Raw genomic sequence first — 22,176 nt, forward strand, 5'->3', positions numbered from 1 at the left:
CCTCTGCGCGAGGGATTGACGCCCAACTTCCGCCGTTCCACCCTCTGTTAACGAGTCGACCCACCGTGTTAACCCGATCAACTGACCGAACCCCACGTGGAGGTCACGGATGGACACGCACGCGCACGACCGCCGCCGCTTCCTGGCGCTGAGCGCCGCCCTGGCCGCCACGCCCCTCCTGTCCGCCTGCGGTGCCGGATTCGGCGGTGACGACGACAAGAGCGACGGCTCGGCGGCGGACGACGTCACCGGCTCCTTCGACTGGAAGCGCGAGAAGGGCACCACCGTCAAGGCGCTGCTCAACAAGCACCCGTACACGGACGCCCTGATCGCCGACCTGAAGGCGTTCACCGAGCAGACCGGCATCAAGGTCGAGTACGACGTCTTCCCCGAGGACAACTACTTCGACAAGCTCACCGTGGATCTGTCGAGCGGGCGCGCCTCGTACGACGTCTTCATGCTGGGCGCGTACATGGTGTGGCAGTACGGGCCGCCGGGCTGGCTGGAGGACCTCGGCCCCTGGATGCGCAACTCCTCGGCCACCGGCGCCGAATGGGACCAGGCCGACTTCTTCCCCAACCTCCTCCAGGCCGACCAGTGGTCCCTGAAGGCGGGCGCGCCGCTCGGACAGGGCGGGCAGTACGGGCTGCCGTGGGGCTGGGAGACCAACGTCGTCGCCTACAACACGGACGTCTTCAAGAAGCTCGGCCTCAAGCCCGCCGAGACCTTCGACGAGCTGCGCGAGATCGCCGGCGCCATCAAGGAGAAGGCGCCGGGCGCCGGATTCGACGGCATGTACGGGATCGCCGTACGGGGATCGAGGAGCTGGGCGACCATCCACCCCGGCTTCATGACCATGTACGCCCGCAACGGACTGAAGGACTTCACAGTCCAGGGCGGGAAGCTCACACCCGCCATGAACACCCCGGAGGCCGTCGCCTTCACCGAGGACTGGGCGGGCATGGTCAAGCAGGGCGGGCCACCGTCCTGGACGTCGTACACCTGGTACCAGTGCTCCAGCGACCTCGGCGCGAAGAAGGCCGGGATGCTGTTCGACGCGGACACGGCCGCCTATTTCCAGGCCGTGGAGGGCGCCAGCCCCGCCTCCGGGAAGATCGCCTTCCATCCCGGGCCCAAGGGACCCGGCGGGTCCCTCGCCACCAACATGTGGATCTGGTCGCTCGGCATGAACGCCAAGAGCAAGAAGAAGAGCGCCAGTTGGCTGTTCCTGCAGTGGGCGACCGGCAAGGAGCATCTGCGCCGGAGCGCGATCACCCACAACCACATCGACCCGGTCAGGAAGTCGATCGCCGACGACAGCGCCTACAAGGACAAGATGAGGCACCTGCCGGGCTTCATCGAGACCTTCGAGACCGTCGTCGACCAGACGAAGATCCAGTTCACCCCGCAGGCCCAGTTCTTCGACGCCACCACCAGCTGGGCCGCCTCCCTCCAGGAGATCTACGGCGGCAAGGGCGCCAAGGGCGTCCTCGACGGACTGGCGGGCGACCTCGCCGACAAGGTGGGCTAAGGCATGCGGCTCGCCCTGCGCCCGTACCTCCTGATCATCCCCGCACTGCTGCTGACCTGCGGGATCCTGTACCCCTTCGGGCTCGGCCTCTACTACACGCTGTTCGACTTCTCGGCGAGCAAACCGCAGCCGGACATGGTGCGGTTCGAGAACTACGAGACCGTCTTCACCCAGGACGCGTTCTGGAACTCGGCATGGGTGACGGTGCTGTACGCGGTCGGGGCGGCCGCCGTGGAGACCGTGCTGGGCGTGGCCGTGGCCCTGCTGCTGCACCGCTCCTCGCTGGTCGGGCGGGTGCTGGAGAAGATCCTCATCCTGCCGTTGATGATCGCACCGGTGATCGCGGCGATCATCTGGAAGCTGATGCTCCAGCCGTCGGTCGGAGTCGTGAACTACCTCCTCAGACCCTTCGGCCTCGGCGGAGTGCAGTGGACGGACACCCCGACCGGCGCGCTGCTGTCGTCGATCGCGGTGGACGTCTGGGTCTACACCCCGTTCGTCGCGATCCTCGCCCTCGCCGGACTGCGCTCCCTGCCCACCTCCCCCTTCGAGGCGGCGGCCGTCGACGGGGCGGGCTGGTGGTACACCTTCCGGCGCCTCACGCTGCCGATGCTGTGGCCGTACGTCCTGGTGGCGGTGATCTTCCGGTTCATGGACTCGCTGAAGGTGTTCGACATCATCTACGCCCTCACGGAGGGCGGCCCGGGTGACTCGACCGTCGTCCTCCAGATCCGGGCCTATCTGGAGGCGATCCGCTTCCAGCGCTACTCCTTCGGCATCAGCTACACGATCGTGCTGTGGGCGGTCGTGTATCTCGCCGCGATGGTGCTGGTGAAACATCTGGGGAAGATCCAGCGGAAGGCGGCGGAGGTGAAATGACCGTGAAGAAGCGCCTGTTGGGATGGCTGGCCGATGCCGCTCTCGTCCTCTACTTCGTCTTCGCGCTGTTCCCGATCGCCTGGATGGTGATCCTGTCGCTGAAGCCGACGAACGAACTCTTCTCCACCTACTTCTCCTTCTCCCCCACCCTCGACGGCTACCGCACGGTCCTCGGCGACAGCGAGGGCATCCCCTTCGTGCGGTTCTTCGTCAACAGCCTGGTGGTGTCGGTGGGCGCGGTGGTCCTCTCGCTGCTCGTGGGGCTCCCGGCGGCGTACGCCTCGGCGCGCTGGCGGTTCAAGGGCTCCGAGAACCTGATGTTCACGCTGCTGTCGTTCCGGTTCGCCCCCGAACTCACTGTGATCATCCCGCTGTTCGTGCTCTACCAGAAGCTCGGTCTGTTCGACACGTACGTCGGCATGGTGTGGGTGCTCCAGCTGGTCACCCTGCCGCTGATCGTGTGGATCATGCGGTCCTACTTCGCCGACCTCACCCCCGAGCTGGAGCAGGCGGCGCTGCTGGACGGCTACACCCGCAAGCAGGCGTTCGTGCGGGTGGCGCTGCCGCTGGTGAAGCCGGGAGTGGCGGCCGTATCCCTCCTCGCCTTCATCTTCGCCTGGAACAACTTCGTCTTCCCGCTCATCCTCACCTCCAACGAGGCGCAGACCGTGACCGTGGGCGCCCTGTCCTTCCTGGGCGGCGACCGCCCCAAGTACAACCTGACGGCCGCCGCAGCGCTCGTCTCGGTGGTCCCGCCCCTGCTGCTGGCCCTCACCATCCAGCGGTATCTGGTGCGCGGCCTGTCCTTCGGGGCGGTGAAGTCATGATCCGGCTGTCGGGCATCCGCAAGACATACGGCAAGGTCACCGCACTCGACGGTCTCGAACTGGACGTCCGGGAGGGCGAGTTCTTCTGCCTCCTCGGCCCCTCCGGCGCCGGCAAGACCACGACCCTGAAGACGATCGCCGGCCTGGAGATCCCCGACGCCGGCACCGTCGAACTCGACGGCGAGGACATGCGCGGCGTCGAACCGTACGACCGCGGCGTGGCGATGTGCTTCGAGAGCTACGCCCTCTACCCGCACAAGTCCGCGTACGACAACCTGGCCTCGCCGCTCCGCTCCCCACGCCACCGCCTCCCCGCGGACCGGGCCCGGGAGCGGATCGGCGAGGTCGCCGAACTCCTCGGCATCTCCGCCCTGTTGGACCGCCCGGTCGGCAGGCTCTCCAACGGGCAGCGCCAGCGCGTGGCCCTGGGCCGGGTCCTGGTCCGCCCGGCGCGGGCCTTCCTCCTCGACGAGCCCCTGTCCCACCTGGACGCAAAGCTGCGCCAGCAGATGCGGGCGGAACTGAAGGCGATCGGGGCCGTCCGGCGCACGACCACCCTCTACGTCACCCACGACTCCGTGGAGGCCCTGGCGCTGGGCGACCGGATCGGGGTGATCCGGGACGGGCGGATCGTGCAGACGGGGACGCGGGAGGAGATCTGGTACCGGCCCCACGACACGGAGGTGGCGCGGGCCTTCGGGCGCCCCCGCATCAATCTCCTCCCGGGAGCAATCGCGCCCGACGGGAGCTTCCGCTCGGCGGACGGCAAGGTCGAGCTGCCGATGCGCGCCGACGCCGCCCCCGGCACGGAGGTCCTGGTCGGCGTCCGCCCACGGGACATCGAGCTGAACGGCCGGGGACACGAACTCACCGGCACCGTCTATGTCACCGAGGTGCTCGGCCGGTCCGTGGAGGTCACCGTCCGGCTCGGCGAGCAGCATGTGTCGCTGGTCGCCCCGCGCGGCGGGGCGACCGGTCTGCGTCCCGACGATCCGGTACGACTGTCGGTCCGGCCTGAGAACCTGCTGCTGTTCGAGGCCGACCGGCCGGAGCGTCCAGGACGAAGGATCGACCATGACTAACGCACAGGGCCCCGCCGCCCGTCAGGCCGCCATGGCCGAGCAGGTCCTCGCCGACGGTTCGGCGACGGCCGCCGAGCTGGCCGAGCGCTTCGGGGTCAGCCTGATGACCATCCACCGGGACCTCGACGAACTCGAACGGCAGGGGATCGTAAGGAAGTCCAGGGGCGGAGTGACGGCCCAGCCCTCCGGGGTCTTCGAGTCGAACGTGCAGTACCGGCTGAAGACCATGCGCGCCGAGAAGGCCGCCGTCGCCGACCGCGCCCTGAAGCTGATCGAGCCCGGCATGGCGATCATGCTGGACGACTCCACCTCCACCCTGGAGATAGCGCGCAGGCTGCGCCTCGGCGAGGTCACCCCGCTCACGGTCGTCACCAACTTCCTGGAGGCCATCAACCTCCTCTCCGACCAGCGCGGCATCCACCTCATGGCCCTCGGCGGCGACTACGACCCGCTGCACTCCTCCTTCCTCGGCGTGTCCTGCGTCGAGGCGATCGAGCAGCTGCGCGTGGACGTCTGCTTCGCGTCGACGTCGGCCGTGCACGGGGGTTACGCCTACCACCAGGAGCAGCACATCGTGTCGGTGAAGCGGGCCATGCTCGACGCGGCCGCCCGCAACATCCTGCTCATCGACCACACCAAGCTCGCCCGGGTCGCCCTGCACCGGGTGGTCCCCCTGGCCCGCTTCGACCTGCTCCTCGTCGACGACGGGGCGTCGGCGGAGGCGCTGCGGGACCTGGACGAGCACAAGGTCCCTTACGAGGTTTGCGCGACGACGACGGCGACGAAGGGCAGCGATGACCGAGCTGGAGCTACGTGATCTGCGCAAGACCTACCGGGTACGGGGCCGCCCCTCCGTGGACGCCGTACGCGGCATCGACCTGACCCTGCGCTCCGGTGAACTGCTCGGCCTGCTCGGCCCGTCGGGCTGCGGGAAGTCGACCACCCTGCGGATGATCGCCGGCCTGGAGACGGTGACCGGCGGGGACATCCTGGTCGACGGCGCCTCGGTGATCGCCCGCCCGGCACAACAGCGCAACATCGGGGTCGCCTTCGAGAACTACGCCCTCTATCCGCCCCTGACCGTGGCGGAGAACCTCTCCTTCGGCCTGAAGGCACGCAGACGGGCCGAGCGGGGCGACGTCGACCGCAAGGTCAAGGAGATCGCCGACCGCGTCGACCTGACCGCCATCCTGGACGCCCGCCCCGCCGGCCTGTCCAGCGGCCAGAAGCAACGCGTCTCCCTGGCCCGCGCCCTGATCCGCGAACCGGACGTCCTCCTCCTCGACGAGCCCCTCTCCCACCTGGACGCGGCCCAGCGCGACACCACCCGCCGCGAACTCAAGCGCATCCAGCGCGACCTGGGCCACACCACCATCCTCGTCACCCACGACCAGGAGGAGGCCCTCTCCCTCGCCGACCGGATCGCCGTGATGAAGGACGGCGTCATCCAGCAGCTCGGCACCCCGTACGAGATCTACGACAGCCCCGCCAATGTCTTCGTCGCGGACTTCGTCGGCGAACCCGCGATCAACCTCCTGCCCGGCGTGGCCACGGACGACGGCCACGCCCGCCTCTCCGCCACGGCCCGGATCGCGCTGCCGGTACCGGTCGCGGCGGGCCGGGAGGTGGTCGTCGGCATCCGCCCGGAGGACCTCGCCCTGACCGGCGAGGACGGCAACCTCACGGCCCGGGTCATCGCCCACGAACCCCTCCTGGAGTCCGGCATCGCGACCCTCGCCCTCGACGGCGTCGACAACCCCCTGGTCGTCCTCACCGCCCCCGAGACCCGCCTCGCCCACGACGACCAGGTCCACATCACGGCCGACCCCGACCTCACCCATGTCTTCGACGCCGAGACGGGAGACTCTCTGCGATGACCAACGGGAAACGAGTGCGCGTGGTGGCCGCCGGCGACCACTTCATCCTGCCGTCGCTCATCAAGGAGGCACTGGCCCGCGAACTCACCGGCGATGTCGTCGAGTTGAGGCTCGGCTGGCCGCTGGAGCCGTTCGGTCCGGTGGCCGAGGTGCAGGAGGCCAGCGACGCCGAGGACGAGCTGATCGATGCACTCGCCGGGGCGGAGGTGCTGGTCACACAGATGGGGCCGGTCACCGAGAAGGTGCTGGACGCCTGCCCCGAGCTGAGGCTGGTCGTGGTGTGCCGGGGCGGGCCGGTCAACGTCAACCTGGACGCGGCCAAGCGGCACGATGTGCGGGTGTGCTTCGCGCCGGGCCGAAACGCCGCCGCCACCGCCGAGTTCACCGTCGGTCTGATGCTGTCGGCGCTGCGCCGCATCCCGCAGGCCCATGAGCCGCTGGCCCGGCACGGCAGCTGGGAGGGGGCGACGTACTACACCTACGAGCACAGCGGCCTGGAGCTGGAGGACCTCCCGGTCGGGCTGGTCGGCTACGGGGCGGTGGGCAGCCGGGTCGCTCGGGTGCTCTGCGCGTTCGGGGCGCGGGTGATGGTGTACGACCCCTACGTCAAGGGCGAGATCCACGGCCTGCGCGTCGCGTCCCTGGACGAACTCCTGCGATCCTCGCGGGTGATCACCCTGCACGCCCGGCTGACCCCCGAGACCCGGGGGCTGATCGGCGCCCGGGAGCTGGGGCTGCTGCCGTCCGGCGCGGTGGTGGTGAACGCCGCCCGAGGCGCGCTGCTGGACGAGGACGCCCTGTGCGAGGCCTTGGAGAACGGCCAGGTCTCGGCGGCGGCCCTGGACACCTACGTACAGGAACCGCTGCCCCCGGCCTCCCGCCTGCACGCGCTCACCGACCGGGTGGTCCTGACCCCACACCTGGGCGGGGCGTCGCGCGCGGTGGCGGAGAAGGCGGCGGCGATCGCGGCGGCGGAGGTGGCCCGCTGGGCACGGGGCGAGCCCTTGGCGCACTGCCTGACGTGAGCGACCCGCACAACGCCGGGTCGGGGCCCACCAACCGCACTGGTCCGACGACACCGGCATGTGGCGCCCCGGAGGCGAAAGAGCCAAACATTCGGCACCCCAGCCGCAAAAGGCACCGCACAGCCGACCAAGCCGAAGAGGTGGGTTGGAATGTACATCGGCATCGACGTGGGCACCTCCACGGTAAAAGCCGCCGCGTTCGACGACACCGGCCGCGAACTGGCCGTAGAAGCACACCCGGTGGCGCTCTCCCTGCACACAGGTCACGTAGAGCAGGACATGGAGGAGGTGTACACAGCAGTCCTAGAGGTACTGAACGCCCTGACCTCCCGCATCCCCCACCCGGTGGACCTGGCGGGCCTAACCGGCCAGGGCGACGGCGTCTGGCTGGTCGACAAGGACGGCCGCCCCGTCCGTCCCGCCGCCTCCTGGATGGACGGCCGGGCGCACGAGCTGCTCGACCAGTGGCTGGCGGACGGCACGTTCGAGACGGTGTTCCGCCGTACCGGAAGCGCGATGTTCCCCGGGTGTCCGGGCCCGCTGCTCGCCTGGTTCGACCGCTATGAGCCCGCGTCTCTGGACGCCGCGGCCACGGCGCTCTACTGCAAGGACATGGTGTTCCGCAGGCTGACCGGCGCCCCGGTCACCACAGACGTCTCGGACGCGTCGATGCCGTTCCTCGACCCGCGTACCCGAACCTACGACAACCGGGTCGTGGAGCTGCTGGGCCTCACGCATCGCCGCGGTCTCCTCCCGCCGATCGGCGATCCGATCACGACGGCCGAGGCACACGAGGGCCTACCCCCAGGCACCCGCATCGCGAACGGCCCGTACGACCTCCCCTCCTGCGCGCTCGGCACGGGCGTGACCGCGCCCGGCGACGGTCTGCTGATCGTCGGTACCTGTCTGGCCAGCCTGGTCGCCACGACGGACCTGGATCTGAAGGGCGAGGCGGCCGGCCTGTACATCTCCACGGACCGTCCCGGCCACTGGCTGCGCGCGATGCCGGCGATGGTCGGCACGGCGGCCCTGGACTGGGTGCTGTCCACGACCGGCGTCCACCATGACGAGGTCGACGCCCTGCTCGCCGAGACGCCGCCCGGCGCGAACGGAGTCCGCGTGCTGCCGTACTTCGCCCCCTCGGGCGAGCGGGCCCCCTTCGTCGAGCCGCGGCTGCGCGCCGAACTCACCGGTGTCTCCCTGGAGTCCACGAAGGCCGATCTGATCCGCGCCACCTGCGAGGGCATCGGCTTCGCGGCCCGGCACTGTCTGGAGGCGGCGGGGCTGACCGGCACCCTCGCGGTGTGCGGCGGCGGCACCCGCAGCCCCGCCTGGATGCGGCTGCTCGCGGATGTCCTGGGCCGTCCGCTGAGGGTCGTCGAGGGTGAGGTGGGGGCGCGGGGCGCGGTGCTGGCGGCGGCGGAGCGGTTCGGGGTCGACCTGGACGTGGCGGCGTGGACCGAGCCGACGGCGGTCGTGGAGCCGGACGCGGCCCGGGCGGCGTACTACCGCGACGCCTACGACGACCATCTGGCCCGGCTGGCTCAGGCGAGGCACCGCGCTCGCACGTGAACGACCCGACGAGACAAGGGAGTCACATGCACGTCAGACGCCGTTCCCTCCTCCTGGCGGCCGCCGCGGCCCCCGCCGCCACGGCCGTCACCGCACACGCGGCCGAACAGTCCGCCCCATCCCATCGCACCCCCCTCGTCATCGGCCATCGCGGCGCCGCCGGCTGGCGTCCCGAGCACACGGCGGCCTCGTACACCTACGCCGTGCAGACCGGCGCCGACTGGATCGAGCCGGATCTCGTGCCGACGAAGGACCATGTCCTGGTGGTCCGGCACGAGAACGAGATCTCGCAGACGACGGACGTGGCGGCGCACCCGGAGTTCGCGGGCCGCCGTACGACGAAGACGGTGGACGGGCGGGCGGTGACCGGCTGGTTCACCGAGGACTTCACGCTGGCGGAGCTGAAGACGCTGCGCGCGGTGGAGCGGCTGCCGCTGGTCCGCAACCGCAACACGGTCTTCGACGGCCGGGATCGGATCCTCACCTTCCAGGAGGTCGTGGACCTCGCACGGAAGCTCTCGAAGGCGTACGGCCGGACGATCGCCGTCTTCCCCGAGACCAAGCATCCGACGTACTTCCGCTCCCTCGGTCTGCCGCTGGAGCCGGAGCTGGCGCGGGCGATCCGCCGCAACCGGCTGGGCCCGCGCGAATGCGTCGTGCAGTCCTTCGAGCCGACGAGCCTTGGACGCATGACGGATCTGGGCGTGCCGCTGTGGCAGGCGCTGGGGACCACGGGCGGGCCGTACGACCTGGTCTCGGCCGGGGATCCGACGACGTACAAGGACATGATGACGCCGGCGGGGCTGGCGCGGATCGCCCGGTACGCGGACTGGATCGGGCCGGACAAGGCCTCGCTCGTCGGGACGCCGCTCCTCGCGGACGCGCATGCGGCGGGGCTGCGGGTGGGGCCGTACACCTTCCGGGCGGAGAACCAGTTCCTGGCGGCTCAGTTCCGGAGGGGTGACGGAGCGAACGATTTCGGGGACGCGTTCGCGGAGTACGCGCTGTACTACGGGATGGGAGTCGACGCCGTGGTGACCGACTTCCCCGATCTGGCGGTGATGGCTAGGAGGGGTTGATGACGCGAAGCCGGGCCTGCCCGACCTGCGGCACGATGCAGGAGTTCCGGAAACTCGACGACGACGAGAAGGCGGCGGTCCGTGCCAAGAGGGGGGAGAGCCACTATGTGGACGACCTCTGGCGCTGTACCGCCGCCGGCTGTCTGACCTATTTCCGCGCCGGGCGCCTGAGCGACCGCGACCGCCTCCCCGAGAGCTTCGTCAAGGAGGAGGCGGCGGCCGGCGAGTGACCTACAGGTTGCTGAAGTCCGGGCCCTTCGTCCGGGTCCGCTTGATCTCGTAGAAGCCCGGCACGGAGGCCACGGCGAGGGTGCCGTCCCAGAGCCTGGCGGCGTCCTCGCCCTTGGGGGCGGGGGTGACGACCGGGCCGAAGAAGGCGATCTGCTCGCCGTCGGCGCCGGGGACGGCGATCACCGGGGTGCCGACCTCCTGGCCGACCTTGTCGATGCCCTCCTTGTGGGAGGCGCGCAGCTGCGGCTCGTACGCGGTGCCGTCCCAGTGGTCCATGAGGGAGTCGGGCAGGCCCACGTCCTTCAGGGCGGCGGCGACGGTCTCCTTGCCGGGGCCCTCGCCCTGGTTGTGGATGCGGGTGCCGAGCGCGGTGTAGAGGTCGCCGAGCACCTCGGCGCCGTGCTCCTCCTGCGCCGCTATGACGACCCGGACCGGGCCCCACGCCTTGGTCTCCAGGAGCTCGCGGTACTCCTCGGGGAGGTCGTCCAGCTTGTCCTCGTTGAGGACGGCGAGGCTCATCAGATGCCAGCGGACCTCGATGTCACGGACCTTCTCGACCTCCAGCACCCAGCGGGAGGTCATCCAGGCCCAGGGGCACAGCGGGTCGAACCAGAAGTCGACGGGGGTCTTGTCCGACATGTCTCTCCTCATGAGGCAAGCAGGTCTCAGCTGAACCTCTGGGGGAACACCGCTGCCCGCCCGGCCATTCCCCGGTGCCGCGGGTCAGGGGCACATGGCAGGATCGGCCTGTCCGCATACTGAACACCACCCGAGGGAGTGCCTTCCGTGCCCGGTGAGAACCTGTCCCGCGACGAGGCCCGCGAGCGGGCCGCCCTGCTGTCCGTCGACGGGTACGACGTGTCCCTCGACGTCCGTTCCGCGCTCGGCGGGAACGACTCCGACGACGGCGGGCCGCGCACCTTCCGCTCGGTGACCACGATCCGCTTCCGCTGCAACGAGCCGGGCGCGACGACCTTCGCGGACCTGATCGCGCCGAGCGTGACGGCGCTCTCCCTCAACGGCAAGGACCTCGACCCGAGCGAGGTCTTCGACGGCTCGCGGATCACCCTGGAGGACCTGGCCGCCGACAACGAGCTGGTCGTCGACGCCCGGTGCGCCTACTCCCGCACGGGCGAGGGCCTGCACCGCTTCGTCGACCCCGAGGACGGCGAGGTCTACCTCTACACGCAGTACGAGCCGGCCGACTCCCGCCGGGTCTTCGCCAACTTCGAGCAGCCCGACCTCAAGGCACCGTTCCGCTTCGAGGTGCGGGCGCCGGAGGGGTGGACGGTGTGGAGCAACGGCGCCGGTGAACTCGCGGACGGCACCTGGAGGTTCGCGGAGACGAAGCCGATCTCGACGTACATCACCTGTGTGGTGGCGGGCCCGTACCACTACGCCACGGACTCGTACTCCCGCACGTTCGCCGATGGTACGAAGCTGGAGATCCCGCTCGGCGCGATGTGCCGCAAGGGCCTGGCGCCCTACTTCGACGTCGACGACGTCTTCCTGGTCACCAAGCAGGGCCTGGACTTCTTCCACGACCACTTCGACTACCCGTACCCCTTCGGCAAGTACGACCAGGCGTTCGTGCCCGAGTACAACCTGGGCGCGATGGAGAACCCGGGGATGGTGACCTTCCGGGAGGAGTTCATCTTCCGGGGCAAGGTGACGCGGGCGTCGTACGAGGGCCGGGCGAACGTCATCCTGCACGAGATGGCGCACATGTGGTTCGGCGACCTGGTCACCATGGTGTGGTGGGACGACCTGTGGCTGAAGGAGTCCTTCGCGGACTTCATGGGCACGTTCGCCAATGTCGGCGCGACCCGCTTCAAGGACGCCTGGATCACCTTCGCCAACCGCCGCAAGACCTGGGCGTACCGCGCCGACCAGCTGCCCTCCACGCACCCCATCACGGCGGACATCCGCGATCTGCAGGACGCCAAGCTCAACTTCGACGGCATCACCTACGCCAAGGGCGCGTCCGTACTGAAGCAACTGGTGGCGTACGTCGGCCAGGACGCGTTCCTTGAGGGCGCGCGGCGCTACTTCAAGCGGCACGCGTACGGCAACACGCGGCTGGGGGACCTGCTGTCGGTGCTGGAGGAGACCAGTGGCCGGGACATGGGCGCGTGGGCGCGGTCCTGGCTGCAGACGGCGGGCGTGAACTCGCTGACGCCGCAGGTGCTGCTGGACGGCGAGGGCCGGGTGAGCGAGCTGGCGGTGGTGCAGGAGGCCGCAGAGTCGCACCCCGAGCTGCGCCCGCACCGGGTGGCGGTGGGCCTGTACCGGCGGGGCGGGGCCGGGACGCTGGAGCGGTACGCGCGTGCCGAGGTGGACGTGGACGGACCGCGCACCGTCGTGACCGACCTCGTGGGCGCCGAGGCGCCCGAGCTGGTGCTGGTCAACGACGACGATCTGACGTTCTGCAAGACCCGCTTCGACGACACCTCGCTGGCGACGCTGCGGGCCTCGCTCGGCGACATGGCCGACCCGCTGGCGCGTGCCCTGTGCTGGACGGCGCTGTGGAACATGACGCGGGACGCGCTGCTGCCGGCGCGGGAGTTCATCGACCTGGTGCTGCGGTTCGCGGGCCGCGAGTCCGACATCGGTGTGCTGCAGATGCTCCAGGCGTGGGCGGAGTCGGCGCTGACGAACTACGCGGCGCCCGGGTGGCGGGAGCAGGGTTCCCGGCTGCTCACGCAGGGCGCGTCGGACGAGCTGCACGGCGCCGAGGCGGGCAGCGAGCACCAGCTGGCGTGGGCCAGGTTCTTCGCGCGGGTGACCGACGACTCGGGCCTGCCGCTGCTGACGGGCCTGCTCGACGGCACGGCGTCGGTGGACGGTCTCGATGTCGACCAGGAGCTGCGCTGGGCGTTCCTGGACACGCTGGCCACGCACGGCGTCGCCGGTGAGAAGGAGCTGGCCGCCGAGCTGGCCCGGGACGACACCGCGTCCGGCAAGCGGCACCAGGTGCGCTGCCTGGCGGCCCGGCCCTCAGCGGCGGTGAAGGCGCAGGCGTGGGCGCAGGTGGTGGAGTCGGACGCCCTCTCCAACGCGCTGGTGGAGGCGACGATCGCGGGCTGGGGCCAGCCCTCGCAGCGTGAACTGCTGGCGCCGTACGCCGAGAAGTACTTCGCGGCGATCGAGCGGGTGTGGGCCGAGCGGTCCATCCAGATCGGCATGGACGTGGTCCGGGGCCTGTTCCCGGGGCTCCAGCAGTCGCAGGGCACGCTGGAGGCGACGGACGCGTGGCTCGCGGCGCACGAGGACGCGGCTCCGGCGCTGCGGCGGCTGGTGCTGGAGGCGCGGGACGATCTGGCGCGGGGGCTGCGGGGGCAGGCGTGTGACGCGGCGGCGTCAACCGACTAAGACCTTTGGCCAACGGTCATGGCCTGCGTGACCGTTACGGAATTCAGGCAATAGCAGCCGTAACCCCTGGTCCCACCCGATCGGACCAGGGGTTTCGCCGCCCCTTCGGCATCCGAACACCCGTCCTTTAGTGCCGGGTTATCCGTTTTTGTCGACGGGCCTGTAACAGCGGTTAGCGGGCCGATCTGACACGGAAACCTCCGGGTCATGAACCACAACACCCCGCTCTCCCCCCTCTCCCCCCGCCCGCTGCGCCACCTCTCCCAGGTCCACCGGCGCGTCATGACGACCGCTCAGCTGAAGTCGCACGGTGTCTCACCGGCCGAGATGAACGAGCAGTGCCGGCGGCCCGGCGGCCCCTGGCAGCAGATCCTCCCCGGCGTCTTCCTGCTCCACCCCGGCCCGCCGACCAGCGAGGAACGCCTCCACGCGGTGCTGATGTACGCGTCCCGGGAGCGCTCGCCCGGCGTGCCGTCCCAGCCGAACACGAGCGAACAGCGCAGCCCCTACGCCGAGGCGATGATCACGGGTCTGGCGGCCCTGACCCTGCACGGCTTCTCGGCGACTCCCCCGCTGACCGCCCTGGACACCATCGACGTCCTGGTCCCCCGAATGCGCCGACTGCGCTCCACCGGCTGCGCCCGCATCCTGCGCGCCCCCGCGCTCCCCACCCCCCAGCAGGTGACCGGCCTCCCGGTGGCACCGGTCCCGCGCGCCCTGGCCGACGCGGTCGCCGAACTCACGGATGCGAGCGCCGTACGCCGTCTGCTGACCGAGGCCGTACGCGCCGGGCACTGCGAACCAGCGTCGGTGGTAAGGGAGTTGACCCAGGCGAAGCTCCTGTCCCGCCCGCATGTGGTGGACGCGGTGGACTCCCTGCTCGCCGAGGGCCGCGCGATCGCGGAGGACCGGCTGTACGCGATGGTCCACGAGTACGGCCTGCCCGACCCGGTCTGGAACGTGGACCTGCGACTGCCGGGCGGCCCCCACCTCGGCGGCCTCGACGCGTACTGGCCGGAGCAGTCGGTGGCGGTGGAACTCGACACCCGCGCACCCCGCCAGGGCGACCGGCACGACGACGACGCCCTGTGGTCCGAGTACGCCCGCAAGCGCGAACACCTGGAGCGGCTCGGCATCACCGTCGTCCACATCACCCCGAAGAAGCTCCGGGACGCGGTGGAGCAGCAGGCGGCCGTGGTCCGTACGGCCCTGATGGCGGCGGCGGACCGGGAACCGGCCGCGTATGTCGTGGTGCTGCCGCGGTAGTGACGGACCGCGCGCAGCATCAGGAGGGGAGAGGAGGGGCCGCCGGGCCGGATGCGCCGGGCGGCCCCTCCTCGTCGCCGCGGTGCGCACTCGGCGTCGGGCGTCACACCTCCTGACGACGCAGGGCCGTCCGGGCCGCCACGATCGCCGCCACCGCCCAGAGCAGCATCACACCGCCGCCCGCCAGCGGCGACAGGTCGCCGACGTCCTGGTGCGTCTGCGTCAGGCGCAGCCCGGCCCGGTCGGGCAGCAGGCGCGCCAGGGACCGCAGCCGGGGAGTCGCGGCGAGGATCCCGGAGACGACGAAGAGCAGCGGAAGCAGCACGCCGAGCGCGGTCAGCGAACGTCGCGTCAGCACGGTGAACGCACCGGCGAGGACCGCGAGCAGGGCGGCGTACAGACCGGCCCCGCCGACCGCTCGCAGCGCCTCCCCGGCGGGGGGTGCCGCACCGAGCGCACCGCTTCCGGCGGCCAGCGCGGCGGCACCGCTGAGCAGCCCCCAGCCCAGGCCGGTCAGGCCGAGCAGCGCCAGCTTGGCCGCCAGGAGCCTGCCCCGGCGGGGTACGGCGGCGAGGGTGGTGCGGATCATTCCGGTGCCGTACTCGTTGCCGACGGCCAGCACCGCGAGCACGACCAGGGGTACCTGGCCGATCTGCAGGCCGGTGAACGGCAGCCCCACCGGGTCGAGTTCACGCTGCCGTACGGGGTCCGCGGCGCGGAACTCGGGGCCGATCAGCGCGCAGAACAGCACACCGACGGCGACCGTGAGCGTGCAGCCGACCGCGAGCAGGACCCAGGTGGAGCGCACGGTGCGGAGTTTGATCCACTCGGCGGCGAGCAGGTCACGCATGACAGGCGGTCTCCTTCCGGGCGTCGCCGTGGTGGGCGGCGAGCGCCTCGGGTGCCGTCGCCCGGTACTCCGCGGCCGTCGCCGTCAGGCGCAGGTAGGCCTCCTCCAGGGACGGGCGCACCGGCGTCAGTTCGTGCACGCTCCAGCCGTGCCGGGCGGCGATGTCCCCGATGTGCGCGCCGGTCAGGCCCGTCACGGTCGCCTCCCCCGGCCCGTCGCCGTACGTCACCTCGGCGCCCTTCTCGCGCAGGGCGTGCGCCAGCGGTTCGAGCCGGGGCGTGACGATCCGGACGGCCGGCGGATCCGCCGCCGCGCTCACCAGGGATGTCAGGGCGCCGTCGGCGAGCACCCGGCCGCGGCCGATCACCAGGACGTGGTCGGCGGTGACGGCCATCTCCTGCATGAGGTGGCTGGACACCAGGACGGTGCGGCCCTCGTCGGCGAGTGCGCGCAGCAGCCCGCGCAGCCACTGGATGCCCTCCGGGTCCAGGCCGTTCATCGGTTCGTCGAGCAGCAGGATCTCGGGGTCCCCGAGCAGCGCGACCGCGATGCCGAGCCGCTGCCGCATGCCGAGCGAGAAGCCGCGGACGGGACGGCGGGCGGCGGATTCGAGCCCCACCAGGGCGAGGACCCGGTTCACCCGCGCCGGGTCGATGCGGTGGGTGCGGGCGAGCCAGGACAGGTGGGCGCGTGGGCTGCGCGCGGGGTGGCAGGCCGACGCGTCGAGCAGCGCGCCGACCGTGTGCAGAGGTGCGCGCAGCTCCGCGTACGGCACACCGCGCACCCGGGCGCTGCCCGCGTCTGGGGTGCCGAGGCCCAGGATCATCCGCAGGGTGGTGCTCTTCCCCGCGCCGTTGGGTCCCAGGAAGGCGGTGACGCGGCCCGGCCCGGCCGTGAACGACAGTCCGTCCAGGACGCGGCGGCCGGCGTAGGTCTTGACCAGTTCCCGTACCTCGATCACGCGTCGGTCTCCGTGCGGGCGCGGGTCATGAGCGTGCGGTCCACCAGGCCGGCGACCGAGGCGTCGGAGTGGGACACGATCACCAGCGTGCGGCCATCGGAGCGCCATCGGGCGAGGTCGGCACGGACCGCGTCCTCGGCGGCGGCGTCCAGGCCGTTGAACGGCTCGTCGAGCAGGATGAGCCGCGGCTCGTGCGCGGTCGCGCAGACGTGGCCGAGCTTCTTGCGCTGTCCGAGCGAGAGATCACCGACCAGCACGTCGAGCCGCTCGGCCAGTCCGAGGGCGTCGGCGCGTTCCCGTATCTCCTGCGGGCGGACGCCCCACACCCCGGCCGTGAACTCCATCTGCTCGCCGGTCGTGAGGTGTTCGTACAGCGGCGGTGGCTCCTGCACATAGCCGCGCACGGAGCGCACCGCCGGGTCGGCGGGCGGGCGGCCGCCGATCGTGACGCGGCCGGAGTCGGGGGCCGTGAGCCCGGCGAGCACCCGGAGCAGGGTGCTCTTGCCGCTGCCGTTCGGACCGGCGACGCGGACCGACTCCCCCGGCGCGACGCGGGCGCTGAAGCCGCTCAGGACCTCCGTCGTGCCGCGGCGGACGACGAGGTCTTCGATGTCGATCACTGTGGTGTTCCGGCTTTCTGCTGGCGGGTGGGCCGCGGTCGGCGGTCCGAGGGTGCGGCGGGGGTGTCGTGCGGCAGGTGGGCGGCGGACCCCGGTCCGGCGGCGGGCAGGTCGCGCCCGGCCACCACGCGCAGGACCGCATACCCGGCGGCGAGCGAGGCGGCGAGCAGCGCGCAGTGCGCCGGCGTCTCGACCGTGCCGTCGGCGAGTGCCGCGCTCAGCCCGGCGCCCGCGGTGACCGGCACGGTGAACAGCGCGACGAACACACCCTCCGTAACGTCCGCCGCGGGGGCCCGGGTGACCCGTCCGTCGGAGAAGGCCTCGGGGCGCGGGACGCAGAAGTACGTCAGGACCGTGGCGCACCCCGCGCCGAGCGACACGACGCCCACGGCGAGTACGGTCCTCGCCCAGGCCGCCGCGCCCGCGATGCCGCACAGCGCCGCCGCGCCCAGGCAGAGGGGCGCGGTCACCGCACCGACCGCGACGGCGGCGGCCGTGACCTTCGCCGCCACCCAGGCGCCCGTCGGGCGCGGTGACTGGCGCAGGGCGTCCCAGCAGTCCCGGTCGGCCTCGATACCGCAGACCTGTGCCACTTCGCCGGTGGTGATCAGGGCGATGGCCACGAACAGAGCCGCGACGGCGGTGAACGGCAGCCGCCACACCGGCTGACCCGCCGTCAGCACCAGGCCCAGGCACACCGCCCCGAGGAGCACGCTCCACCGCTGGAGCCGCGCGAGCCCGCCGACGGTCTGCGGATGCCCACGCAGCAGCCGGAGCCACGTCAGGCGCCACACCGCTCGGTAAGGCGACGACGGCCACGGCGTCCGGCGACCGCCCGGCGACGGGGCCAGGAGTCGGTCGCCGGGGCTCGGGTGGGCGTCGCGGCGTACGGTGGCGCGCACACGCAGCACGGCACAGGTGCCCAGAAGGACGGTGACGGCGGCGTACGCGGTGGCCACCCAGCCGATCGTCCCGGGCCGGTGCAGCTCGGTCCACATCGCGGGGCGGGAGGCGGTGACGGCGTCCCCGACGATCCGTGTCAGCTCCGCCTCGGAGGGCCCGCCGCCGCGCGCGAGCGCCCGCGCGACGGGTGAGGCGACGACACCGATGAGACCGCCGACCACAGCCGCGACCACCAGGCGCGGCAGATGCGGGACGCGCACCGCCCGCACCATGAAGGCCGTCACCAGCGTCACGCGCAACGCGACGCCGCTCACGGCCACGCCCAGGGCGTGCACCAGTAGCACCGGCAGCGCACGGCGTCCCTCCGCGCCGGCCATGAGCCACGGCACGGCGACCGCGGCGGCGGCGGTCAGGAGTCCCACGGCGACCCCGGCGGCCGGGATCACGAGCCGGGCGGTCACCAACTGGGCGCGGGAGACCGGCAGAGTACGCAGCACGTCCTCGTCGGGTGGCCGCACCAGGGCGCGTGCCTTCGCCGGTTCGGCACTCAGGGTCTGGGCCAGGAACGCCAGGACGACCGGCGTCCAGGTCCAGGTGGCGAGGTCGGTACGGAGTCCGGGACCCGGAGGCACCAGGGTGCCGAGGGTGCGGCCGAGGACGACGAGGGTGCCGAGGACCGCTGCCGCGCCGCACGCGACGACGGCACGGGCGGTACGCCGCCGCCGGTGTGCCTCCGGGCCCGCGCCGGTCAGGAGGTTGAGTCGGCGCCGGACGTCGGCGAGCCACAGGGCGTGCACGGTCCGGATCCAGAAACGGCCGGCCGCGGTCCCGCGAGGCGGCGCCGTCATGTCGCCGCACCGGCACGTGCTCCACCGAACCGCTGGGCGGGGCAGAGCACGGTGGCGGGTACGACCAGGGCCACGAACACCGCGGCGAGCAGCTTGGGCGCGGTCGCGGACGGCAGATACAGGCCGAGGATGCCGAGCGGCGCCCACCACAGCGCTCCGCCGGCGATCATCAGGACGCTGCCCCAGCGGGCCAGGGCGACGAGCAGCCCGAGGGCCAGCAGGACGACTCCGCTGATCAGCCAGACGACGCTGAGCAGGTGCAGGACCTCCATCACGTCGCCCGGATCGCCCCGAAGGTCGTCGGAGGCCGCCACGGCCCGGCGCGTCGCACCGCTCGTGGCCCGGAAGGCGGCGAAGTAGCCCACCGCGCACGCGCCTGCCGCGGCGGCGAGGACACCGCCGGTGATCCGCACTCCGGGGCGGGCGATCCCCTCCACGATCACGGTCCAGCAGCGCAGCGCGAAGCGGATGAGCCGGGGGTTGGCCAAGGTGGCGAAGAGGAGGCGGTGCAGCATGGTTCTCCGGAGTGGTACGGCGGTGCGTGCGGGGTGGTGGAGGTCGGGGTCAGGAAGGCGTGAGCCACAGGGCGGTGGCGTAGGCGGCGGTGACCGCCACGGCGACCGCCGCGGCGCGCGGCCACGCGTACCCGACGGCACGCCCCGCGCACAGCAGGACGGCGGGCAGCAGGAGGAGCCAGCCGTCGAGGTGGGTCACCGCGGGCACGGCCCGCGCGACGTCTCTGCCCAGGGCGAGTCCCGCGACGGTCCAGGCGATCAGCTTGGCGAGGACGAAGGCGGCCCAGCCGAGGGTGAACGCCCGCCGTACCCGGGTGAAGTCGTCGGGCCGCGCGGTGGGGCGGACGGCGGAACCGGGCAGCGGGAGATGACGCGCGGCGACCGCGCCGAGCGCGCCGACGAGGACGCCGAGGAGACCGAGCGTCAGGACGTTGGCCAGGAGACCGGTGCACCATGCGATGGCGGCGCCGACGCCGATCGCCCCGTCGGGAGCGCCGCCGACCCGTTCCTCGACCTGTGCGCGTATGACGTCCCACAGCGGCACGCTGAAGGCGGCGGTCGCAAGGACGAGGACGGCGATCCCGAAGGCGTGTCCTCGTCTGCTCGTCAGGCCGTCGACGAGGGTACGGGGCGACGCGACGTCCGGGTCACTGTCCGTGTGGGCCGCAAGCTCCGGGGCGTCGTCGACGGGGAACCTCAAGGCGTACGCCGTCTCCTCCGAAGCCCCGGCCGCGCCGTGCGTCCTCGCCGTCATGTACTCACCCATGTCTCCACTCCAGCCGCCACGATCAGTCCTGCCAACGACACGCCCCACAGCAGACAGGCGTCCCGGAATCCGAACCGGCCCGGCCCGCCCGCTTCCTGGACGGGCCGCCGTCCGAGCCCGGCCCGCGCCCACCTCACCAGCGGCACCAGGCCGGCCGCCGCGGCCAGCGCGAGGCAGGCCAGCTCCAGCGGCATGTGCGGCAGCACATGCCGTACGACCTCCCCCGTGCCGAGGACCTGACTGCCCTGGCCCCAGTGGTAACCGGCGATCGTGCCGGTCACCAGCGTGAGCGGAATCGTCATCACGCCCAGCGTGACGGCGCCCAGGAAGAGGGCCGCGGAGACGCCGAGGTTGCGTGTGAGGATCTCCGAGAACAGGTCCCAGCCGGGCTGTTGGTGGGCGCGGCTCACACCGGTCGGGTCGGTGGGCGCGTACCACCAGCCGATCCCGAACGCGGCCAGCCACAGCAGCGCACCGCTCACCACGGCGGGCCACTGCCGCCGGAAGAGCGCGGTCGTCGTCTCCATCTGCCTCTGGGTCTCCTAGTGCCACCGGCGGACGCACTACACCGCGGGTCAGGCGATGGCGGCCTTCTTGCCGCCCGCCTTGATGGCCTTCTTGATGCCCCAGATCACGATGGAGCCGATGGCGAGACCACCGGTGACCAGGCCGACGGCGGAGGCCACGTCCATGCCCGCCATGATCGACTGGTAGACGGTGGAGGCGGACTCCTTGCTCATGTTGAGAGTGTTCTTCAGGAAGAACGGGGTGGCGGTCGCGGCGACCATGAAGGCGCCGAAGACGGTGGCCGCGACAGCGACGGTGGACAGGGGACGGCGCGAGGCCGAGCGGTTCATGTCAGGTTTTCCTTCAGATCGATTCACTACGATCGGACGCGTGCCCGCCCCGATTGGCGCGGGGCGGGCACGTCCGGTCCGGGCCCCGCGACAGCGCGAGGGCCAGTGATGATCTTGCGATGATTCGATGAAGCGGTGTACCGCCTGTTGACCGGGCCGTTCGGCCACTGTCCGGGAGTAACGGCGACAAACCTGGACAACCAGGCGAAGATTCATCGGTTTTGCGCGGATAAATCAGTGATCATTCCGTGTGTGATCTATGGGGTATGTTGACCCGCGACCACTTGCTCTTGACCAACTCTTGACTTCATGGGGGAAGCCATGCTCGACGTGACGGTCGCTCATCACCATCCGCTGATCCGCAGAGGAATCGCACAATCCCTGATGGACAACGAGGAGTTCGACGTCGCCAGCCACAGCGACGCCGACGGAGTGCTCGCGTGGGCACGGACACGGCCGGGCTCGGTCGCCCTGGCCGCCACGTCGCTCCCCGGCATCGAACGCCTCCTCGGTGCCGGCCGGAACGGCGCACTGCCCCATGTCTCCGTCGCCCTGCTCGGCGCGACCGCCCTCACGCACCCCTCGGCCGTCGCCCTGCCCCCGGGCGCCTCCGGCTACCTCCCCGAAGACGCCGACACCCGCGCCCTGCGGCACGCCGTGCACACCCTCGCCTCGGGCGCCGCGGTGCTGCCCGCCAGCTGGATCCAGCACACCGGTGTCACCGTCTCCCGCGGCGACACACGGGAGGCACCCGGCACGGTGCCTCTGTCCCTGCGGGAACGCGAGGTTCTGGCCCTGCTCGGCGAAGGCCTGACGAACCAGCAGATCGGGCGCCGCATCGGCCTCAGCGCGTGCACCGTCAAGTCGTACATCAGCGCCGTGTACGCCAAGTGCGGCGTCGACAACCGCGTCCGGGCGGCCCTGTTCGCCCACGGGATCGAGGTTTCCGCCGCCTAGGTCCTGTCCCCGCCTGGAGCGCCCCGGAATAGCTGCACTACCCCGAAAGATGAACACTGAGTGACCGCCTCCCGGCCGTTCGAGGAGCGGCCGTGGACGCGGAAGGTAGTCCAAGATCCACGTACGGTGATCGGCGCTGCGCGTTGCAGTCATGTTCA

The 22,176-nt window shown here is 71.4% G+C and carries 22 protein-coding genes; 13 read left to right on the plus strand and 9 right to left on the minus strand.

The annotated features are described in order from the left end of the window. Nucleotides 1-109 precede the first annotated feature (109 nt). The 10 genes from IE325_RS07655 to IE325_RS07700 all read left to right on the plus strand — a co-directional run bounded on the left by IE325_RS07655 (nucleotide 110) and on the right by IE325_RS07700 (nucleotide 10,102). Nucleotides 110-1,531 carry an ABC transporter substrate-binding protein gene (locus IE325_RS07655; protein ID WP_190068947.1) on the plus strand — a complete coding sequence of 474 codons (1,422 nt, stop codon included), beginning with the start codon at nucleotides 110-112 and terminating at the stop codon, nucleotides 1,529-1,531. Nucleotides 1,532-1,534: 3 nt separating this feature from the next. Further along, nucleotides 1,535-2,410 (plus strand): carbohydrate ABC transporter permease, encoded by an 876-nt coding sequence (locus IE325_RS07660; RefSeq protein ID WP_190068948.1) that lies wholly within the window; start codon nucleotides 1,535-1,537, stop codon nucleotides 2,408-2,410. Then, complete coding sequence (locus tag IE325_RS07665) at nucleotides 2,407-3,237, plus strand: carbohydrate ABC transporter permease (RefSeq protein ID WP_190068949.1); 831 nt, start codon at nucleotides 2,407-2,409, stop codon at nucleotides 3,235-3,237. Before IE325_RS07660 ends, IE325_RS07665 begins: the two co-directional genes overlap by 4 nt. Beyond that, nucleotides 3,234-4,319, plus strand: coding sequence for an ABC transporter ATP-binding protein (locus tag IE325_RS07670; RefSeq protein ID WP_190068950.1), 1,086 nt, complete (start codon nucleotides 3,234-3,236; stop codon nucleotides 4,317-4,319). Before IE325_RS07665 ends, IE325_RS07670 begins: the two co-directional genes overlap by 4 nt. Continuing rightward, a complete protein-coding gene (locus IE325_RS07675; protein ID WP_190068951.1) occupies nucleotides 4,312-5,136 on the plus strand; it encodes a DeoR/GlpR family DNA-binding transcription regulator in 825 nt (274 codons plus the stop codon). The genes IE325_RS07670 and IE325_RS07675 overlap by 8 nt, the downstream gene beginning before the upstream one ends. Next, nucleotides 5,114-6,196 (plus strand): ABC transporter ATP-binding protein, encoded by a 1,083-nt coding sequence (locus IE325_RS07680; RefSeq protein WP_190068952.1) that lies wholly within the window; start codon nucleotides 5,114-5,116, stop codon nucleotides 6,194-6,196. Before IE325_RS07675 ends, IE325_RS07680 begins: the two co-directional genes overlap by 23 nt. Continuing rightward, complete coding sequence (locus IE325_RS07685; RefSeq protein ID WP_190068953.1) at nucleotides 6,193-7,221, plus strand: 2-hydroxyacid dehydrogenase; 1,029 nt, start codon at nucleotides 6,193-6,195, stop codon at nucleotides 7,219-7,221. Before IE325_RS07680 ends, IE325_RS07685 begins: the two co-directional genes overlap by 4 nt. 150 nt (nucleotides 7,222-7,371) lie before the next feature. Continuing rightward, nucleotides 7,372-8,793, plus strand: a complete 1,422-nt coding sequence (locus IE325_RS07690; RefSeq protein WP_190068954.1) for an FGGY-family carbohydrate kinase — start codon at nucleotides 7,372-7,374, stop codon at nucleotides 8,791-8,793. Between the two features lie 26 nt (nucleotides 8,794-8,819). Next, the gene (locus tag IE325_RS07695) at nucleotides 8,820-9,872 is read left to right on the plus strand and encodes a glycerophosphodiester phosphodiesterase family protein (RefSeq protein ID WP_190068955.1); all 1,053 of its coding nucleotides are present in this window, start codon (nucleotides 8,820-8,822) and stop codon (nucleotides 9,870-9,872) included. Continuing rightward, nucleotides 9,872-10,102: a hypothetical protein gene (locus tag IE325_RS07700; RefSeq protein ID WP_229911701.1), complete on the plus strand. Its 231-nt coding sequence runs from the start codon at nucleotides 9,872-9,874 to the stop codon at nucleotides 10,100-10,102. The genes IE325_RS07695 and IE325_RS07700 overlap by 1 nt, the downstream gene beginning before the upstream one ends. Nucleotide 10,103: 1 nt before the next feature. Here IE325_RS07700 and IE325_RS07705 read toward each other — a convergent pair whose 3' ends face one another. Further along, on the minus strand, nucleotides 10,104-10,742 hold the full coding sequence (locus tag IE325_RS07705; RefSeq protein ID WP_190068957.1) for a mycothiol-dependent nitroreductase Rv2466c family protein: 639 nt from the start codon (nucleotides 10,740-10,742) through the stop codon (nucleotides 10,104-10,106). A gap of 147 nt (nucleotides 10,743-10,889) precedes the next feature. Here IE325_RS07705 and pepN point away from each other — a divergent pair, with 147 nt between their 5' ends. Further along, entirely contained in the window at nucleotides 10,890-13,475 is a 2,586-nt protein-coding gene (gene pepN / locus IE325_RS07710; protein WP_190068958.1) for an aminopeptidase N, read from the plus strand. Between the two features lie 207 nt (nucleotides 13,476-13,682). Continuing rightward, nucleotides 13,683-14,741: a putative endonuclease domain-containing protein gene (locus IE325_RS07715; RefSeq protein WP_190068959.1), complete on the plus strand. Its 1,059-nt coding sequence runs from the start codon at nucleotides 13,683-13,685 to the stop codon at nucleotides 14,739-14,741. Between the two features lie 103 nt (nucleotides 14,742-14,844). Here the strand turns inward: IE325_RS07715 and IE325_RS07720 are convergent, their stop codons facing one another. Genes IE325_RS07720 through IE325_RS07755 form a run of 8 tightly spaced genes read right to left on the minus strand, consistent with a single transcriptional unit; the run spans nucleotide 14,845 to nucleotide 21,061 of the window. Then, the gene (locus IE325_RS07720; protein WP_190068960.1) at nucleotides 14,845-15,591 is read right to left on the minus strand and encodes an ABC transporter permease; all 747 of its coding nucleotides are present in this window, start codon (nucleotides 15,589-15,591) and stop codon (nucleotides 14,845-14,847) included. Beyond that, nucleotides 15,584-16,552 (minus strand): ABC transporter ATP-binding protein, encoded by a 969-nt coding sequence (locus IE325_RS07725; protein WP_229911702.1) that lies wholly within the window; start codon nucleotides 16,550-16,552, stop codon nucleotides 15,584-15,586. Before IE325_RS07725 ends, IE325_RS07720 begins: the two co-directional genes overlap by 8 nt. Then, entirely contained in the window at nucleotides 16,549-17,172 is a 624-nt protein-coding gene (locus IE325_RS07730; RefSeq protein WP_190068962.1) for an ABC transporter ATP-binding protein, read from the minus strand. Before IE325_RS07730 ends, IE325_RS07725 begins: the two co-directional genes overlap by 4 nt. Next, nucleotides 17,169-18,923: a hypothetical protein gene (locus IE325_RS07735; protein WP_190068963.1), complete on the minus strand. Its 1,755-nt coding sequence runs from the start codon at nucleotides 18,921-18,923 to the stop codon at nucleotides 17,169-17,171. The genes IE325_RS07730 and IE325_RS07735 overlap by 4 nt, the downstream gene beginning before the upstream one ends. Then, entirely contained in the window at nucleotides 18,920-19,438 is a 519-nt protein-coding gene (locus tag IE325_RS07740; RefSeq protein ID WP_190068964.1) for a hypothetical protein, read from the minus strand. Before IE325_RS07740 ends, IE325_RS07735 begins: the two co-directional genes overlap by 4 nt. A 49-nt stretch (nucleotides 19,439-19,487) precedes the next feature. Further along, nucleotides 19,488-20,204 (minus strand): hypothetical protein, encoded by a 717-nt coding sequence (locus IE325_RS07745; RefSeq protein ID WP_190068965.1) that lies wholly within the window; start codon nucleotides 20,202-20,204, stop codon nucleotides 19,488-19,490. Beyond that, a complete protein-coding gene (locus IE325_RS07750) occupies nucleotides 20,189-20,731 on the minus strand; it encodes a stage II sporulation protein M (protein ID WP_190068966.1) in 543 nt (180 codons plus the stop codon). Before IE325_RS07750 ends, IE325_RS07745 begins: the two co-directional genes overlap by 16 nt. Before the next feature lie 48 nt (nucleotides 20,732-20,779). After that, entirely contained in the window at nucleotides 20,780-21,061 is a 282-nt protein-coding gene (locus tag IE325_RS07755; protein ID WP_190068967.1) for a hypothetical protein, read from the minus strand. Between the two features lie 309 nt (nucleotides 21,062-21,370). Between IE325_RS07755 and IE325_RS07760 the strand changes: the two genes are divergently transcribed. After that, complete coding sequence (locus tag IE325_RS07760; protein WP_190068968.1) at nucleotides 21,371-22,018, plus strand: response regulator transcription factor; 648 nt, start codon at nucleotides 21,371-21,373, stop codon at nucleotides 22,016-22,018. The last annotated feature ends 158 nt before the right edge of the window (nucleotides 22,019-22,176 follow it).

Source organism: Streptomyces lanatus (assembly GCF_014655715.1).
Taxonomy (GTDB): domain Bacteria; phylum Actinomycetota; class Actinomycetes; order Streptomycetales; family Streptomycetaceae; genus Streptomyces; species Streptomyces lanatus.

Coding starts and splice junctions, on each gene's coding strand:
- IE325_RS07660 (WP_190068948.1), top strand. CDS start 1,535: ATGCGGCTCGCCCTGCGCCCGTACCTCCTGATCATCCCCGCACTGCTG.
- IE325_RS07675 (WP_190068951.1), top strand. CDS start 4,312: ATGACTAACGCACAGGGCCCCGCCGCCCGTCAGGCCGCCATGGCCGAG.
- IE325_RS07745 (WP_190068965.1), bottom strand. CDS start 20,204: ATGGGTGAGTACATGACGGCGAGGACGCACGGCGCGGCCGGGGCTTCG.
- IE325_RS07700 (WP_229911701.1), top strand. CDS start 9,872: ATGACGCGAAGCCGGGCCTGCCCGACCTGCGGCACGATGCAGGAGTTC.
- IE325_RS07740 (WP_190068964.1), bottom strand. CDS start 19,438: ATGCTGCACCGCCTCCTCTTCGCCACCTTGGCCAACCCCCGGCTCATC.
- IE325_RS07680 (WP_190068952.1), top strand. CDS start 5,114: ATGACCGAGCTGGAGCTACGTGATCTGCGCAAGACCTACCGGGTACGG.
- IE325_RS07735 (WP_190068963.1), bottom strand. CDS start 18,923: ATGACGGCGCCGCCTCGCGGGACCGCGGCCGGCCGTTTCTGGATCCGG.
- IE325_RS07685 (WP_190068953.1), top strand. CDS start 6,193: ATGACCAACGGGAAACGAGTGCGCGTGGTGGCCGCCGGCGACCACTTC.
- IE325_RS07670 (WP_190068950.1), top strand. CDS start 3,234: ATGATCCGGCTGTCGGGCATCCGCAAGACATACGGCAAGGTCACCGCA.
- IE325_RS07715 (WP_190068959.1), top strand. CDS start 13,683: ATGAACCACAACACCCCGCTCTCCCCCCTCTCCCCCCGCCCGCTGCGC.
- IE325_RS07750 (WP_190068966.1), bottom strand. CDS start 20,731: ATGGAGACGACGACCGCGCTCTTCCGGCGGCAGTGGCCCGCCGTGGTG.
- IE325_RS07665 (WP_190068949.1), top strand. CDS start 2,407: ATGACCGTGAAGAAGCGCCTGTTGGGATGGCTGGCCGATGCCGCTCTC.
- IE325_RS07720 (WP_190068960.1), bottom strand. CDS start 15,591: ATGCGTGACCTGCTCGCCGCCGAGTGGATCAAACTCCGCACCGTGCGC.
- IE325_RS07755 (WP_190068967.1), bottom strand. CDS start 21,061: ATGAACCGCTCGGCCTCGCGCCGTCCCCTGTCCACCGTCGCTGTCGCG.
- IE325_RS07705 (WP_190068957.1), bottom strand. CDS start 10,742: ATGTCGGACAAGACCCCCGTCGACTTCTGGTTCGACCCGCTGTGCCCC.
- IE325_RS07655 (WP_190068947.1), top strand. CDS start 110: ATGGACACGCACGCGCACGACCGCCGCCGCTTCCTGGCGCTGAGCGCC.
- IE325_RS07760 (WP_190068968.1), top strand. CDS start 21,371: ATGGGGGAAGCCATGCTCGACGTGACGGTCGCTCATCACCATCCGCTG.
- IE325_RS07690 (WP_190068954.1), top strand. CDS start 7,372: ATGTACATCGGCATCGACGTGGGCACCTCCACGGTAAAAGCCGCCGCG.
- IE325_RS07695 (WP_190068955.1), top strand. CDS start 8,820: ATGCACGTCAGACGCCGTTCCCTCCTCCTGGCGGCCGCCGCGGCCCCC.